Origin of the sequence: Brevibacillus massiliensis (assembly GCF_000311785.1) — a bacterium.
Lineage (GTDB): Bacteria > Bacillota > Bacilli > Brevibacillales > Brevibacillaceae > Brevibacillus_C > Brevibacillus_C massiliensis.
Map to the genome: position 1 here is coordinate 715172 of NZ_HE978536.1, position 3319 is coordinate 718490.

General features: G+C 46.4%; 2 protein-coding genes and 2 pseudogenes. 1 reads left to right on the forward strand and 3 read right to left on the reverse strand.

The genetic code is table 11. From position 1 onward, the window contains the following. Positions 1-3: 3 nt before the first annotated feature. Together HGBM_RS26905 and HGBM_RS26910 are read right to left on the reverse strand one after the other, a co-directional pair. A pseudogene (locus tag HGBM_RS26905) lies at positions 4-965 on the reverse strand (SDR family NAD(P)-dependent oxidoreductase). Positions 966-1031: 66 nt separating this feature from the next. Then, positions 1032-1504, reverse strand: a pseudogene (locus HGBM_RS26910) (TetR/AcrR family transcriptional regulator). Between the two features lie 234 nt (positions 1505-1738). On the opposite strand from HGBM_RS26910, the gene HGBM_RS07375 reads away from it, so the two are divergent. Continuing rightward, positions 1739-2269 carry an ECF transporter S component gene (locus HGBM_RS07375; RefSeq protein ID WP_019120450.1) on the forward strand — a complete coding sequence of 177 codons (531 nt, stop codon included), beginning with the start codon at positions 1739-1741 and terminating at the stop codon, positions 2267-2269. A 774-nt stretch (positions 2270-3043) separates the two neighbouring features. Here the strand turns inward: HGBM_RS07375 and HGBM_RS32425 are convergent. Further along, a complete protein-coding gene (locus HGBM_RS32425) occupies positions 3044-3205 on the reverse strand; it encodes a helix-turn-helix domain-containing protein (protein WP_390620958.1) in 162 nt (53 codons plus the stop codon). Positions 3206-3319: the final 114 nt, after the last annotated feature.

Below are 3319 nucleotides of genomic sequence, written 5' to 3' on the forward strand. Positions count from 1 at the left end.
CAATCACTTCAACAGAGACTCATTTTTTCTTTGCAACGTGCGAATCGTATTCGTAATACCCGCTTCAAAGGATGTCGCCCGCACAGGACCGATCAACCTCTCGTATTTTTTCTCCGCTCAAGATAAGCGGCTCTTCTGTCAAGTAGAGCATCTCCACAACCTCCTTCATTACCGGTACAACCGTACCGAGCAATGACAGCCCAACTCTTCCCAGTGGAATAACCGGTTTGGCGCTTCCGCTTGCCTGTCTGGCGATTCACACGATCTCCCTGCCTGAAATCAGGCCTGCACCCGGTATATTCCAGTTCTCCCCATAGGTATCGTCCTTGGCGGCCAGCTCCGCAATCATGAACGCCGCGTCCGGCAAGTAAACGAACTCCCGAGGGACACGCATGTTGCCGATAAAAAATGCCATCTTTCCTGCTGCGATAGCTTCGAGCGTCGAGCCCAGGTAAGAAGCCTCGTTCGCCATGGGACCGTAATAATCCGGCAAGTGGACGATCATTACCTTGGCCTGGCTCCACCGGCTGTCGAACAGCATCTTCTCGTAAGCGAGTCTTGTCTTCCCTTTTCTGGTATGCGGCTGCTTCGGATGCTCCTCGGTCATCTGCCTTCTTCCATAGGGATAAATGCCGTCGATCGCGACTACCTTCAAGCCCAACTGGTCAGCGGCCTCCATCACTGATTCGCCAAGAGGAATCAGCTTGCTCTCCATCTCGTGATACGGCACGTTCGCACAATGGAACAGGACATCCGCACCTTCCGCCGCCATGGCGATGTCACTCGGACGGAAAGTCACCTGCTGCAACCGTTACATTCTCCGGATTCCCCAGCCCAGCTCTCAACTGCTCCAGCTTCTGAACAGATCTTCCGAAGGCCATCGTGCGAATCCCTCGCTTTGCCAGCTCTTCCGTAATCGCCGCGCCTGTACCGCCAGTTGCTCCTACGACAATCGCTTTTTCCAACGGAATCACCTCATTTTAAAATTGTAATTGATCAGTCAATCACAACTTTTTAAAAATTCCCCCCCTTCATATTTCCTTCAATTCGGGCATGTTCAGCTCTGTCGAAATGTTGCACAGCATCTCTCCTCGGGATTCGGAATGCCGGCTGCGCGAAAGGCGTCCAAAACCATACGTCGAACTTCCCTGACCCCATTGCGCATCGCTTCCCGGATCGAATCTTCCTGGATCGTCTGCGCCTGCATTTGAAGCAGTATTTTATTACGGTAGGAGTTCAACATATCGTCATAGGCCCGGATCAAGTCGTTCTCCAGCTGTTCCGGCGACGCGGACTCCACGACTTTGCGGAAGAAATCGATCACTCGCGTCCATGATACCTCCAATGCCGCAAGCAATAAGGCTTCTTTTGTTGAGAAAAAGCGAAAGATATACGGCTGCGATATTTCGGCCCGTTTCGCGACTTGTGCCGTCGTTGCCCTATAGTATCCAATCTCTGCAAACACCTCAATGGCCGCAGATATAATCTCCGTTTTGCGATTCACTGAGGTCGTCTCGGATTGCTAGCCCCTTTTCAGGTTAGTGATTCATCAATCACAATGATCGATTCAAAGCACGACACCGAATGATCTTCGCCCCCTTACAGGGACAGAGTGCCTCCCGTAATTCTGTTCTTACGAAAATTATTTGCCTGCACAAAATAAATAGTAGAAAGTATATTTATTATGTATCTGATTACGAGTATGATAATAGGTAAAAAAATAGAAAGAGGCAATCATATGGATTCAACATTCTCATCGAAAAACACAACGAAAACAAAAACCTTAGTCATCAATGCCCTTTTCATCGCGCTTACCCTCGTAGCCACAATGTTCATCAACATAAGGCTCCCAATAATGGGTAACGGAGGCCTAATCCATCTCGGTAACGTACCTCTTTTTATAGCAGCCTTTGTGTTCGGCAAAAGAACAGGAGCCGTAGCAGGCGCCTTCGGAATGGGCCTCTTCGATGTTATCTCCGGTTGGACAGCTTGGGCACCGTTTACGTTCATCATCGTAGGTACAATGGGCTTTTTAGCCGGCCTCATATCCGAAAAAGTACCTGGCAATAGAGTACTTGTAAACACACTGGCAGTTGTCGTTGCACTGATTATAAAAATCGTGGGCTACTACTTTGCCGAAGTTATCCTTTACAGCAACTGGATACAGCCATTCGGCTCCATCCCCGGAAACGTTCTTCAGGTCATAATAGCCGGTATCATTGTAGTACCACTTGCAGGACGCTTAAAGAAAATTGCTGGACAAATATAGTGGTAAACCATTTCAAAACATCCCCCGAGATCCGGTTTACACTAGACACGTATAGCCAAGTTTTTTCTTTCGTTCTCAAGGAGACGGTTGAAGATGTGTTATTCGATTAAAAGCATAAATATCGCTTAGGGGATCATAATGAACAGCACCTCCAACTGTTAGATACATAGCAATTGGAGGTGCTGTTCAGTTTCCGAGCGTTACGCAGTTTATGTATGATGGAGCATAGCGGGATCGAACCGCTGGAGTCTATAAAATATTTTTGTGTAAACTCTCAACCACCATTTTATATATGAGGTGAGTTATTTTGATTTTTTTAGTGGTTAGTCTGTTGAATTATATATTGGCTAGTTTGGTTAGCCTTTTATTATTTATTGTTGGTACAGTTTTCATCGTCATATTTTTTTACCGGCAGAACGTACAAAAAAAAATATTAGCTTTTGGTGTAACCCTGCTAACATTTTCATTCGTTATTTTAACAGTAACTATAGCTATATATTTAAAAAATCTCTCCGCCACCTTGGATTTAATTGGTGAGTAAGTACAATTACCCCATTCATTTGTAAAGTTACAGAATGAAATCAAAGAGTCCCGATAATACACATTATGTAAAGAAACCTGAAAGTCTAAATTCGGGCGTTTTCCGCTGTTTTCGTGATTAGCTGATTTTAGTCCTTTTCCTTAATCCGTAGATATAACTCACGATGTTCCGGTAGCGGCTGGCACTATCTTTGCCACCTAGATTCCTTCCTCTTTCCCAGGATTCGAGTAGAATCAACCGATCAGGCTGCTGGGGCACCCATTCAATGTATTGTTCCCGCACCCTCGCTTATTCAAGACTTCAACAATATCGTAGGCCAGCGCCAGATTGGGAACAGATTTGTTTCCCGCCAGGTTTGTGATTGTATTGCGGCTGACTCCGAGGATGTCGGCCAGCTCTTGCTGTCACATGTCCAGTATGGCCAGGATTGTTTTCAAGTGGCAGATCATGACATCACCCCCCTGCCTATTTCAGCATGGGGGCCTGTCGAATCCTTTGGCGAAAAAAAA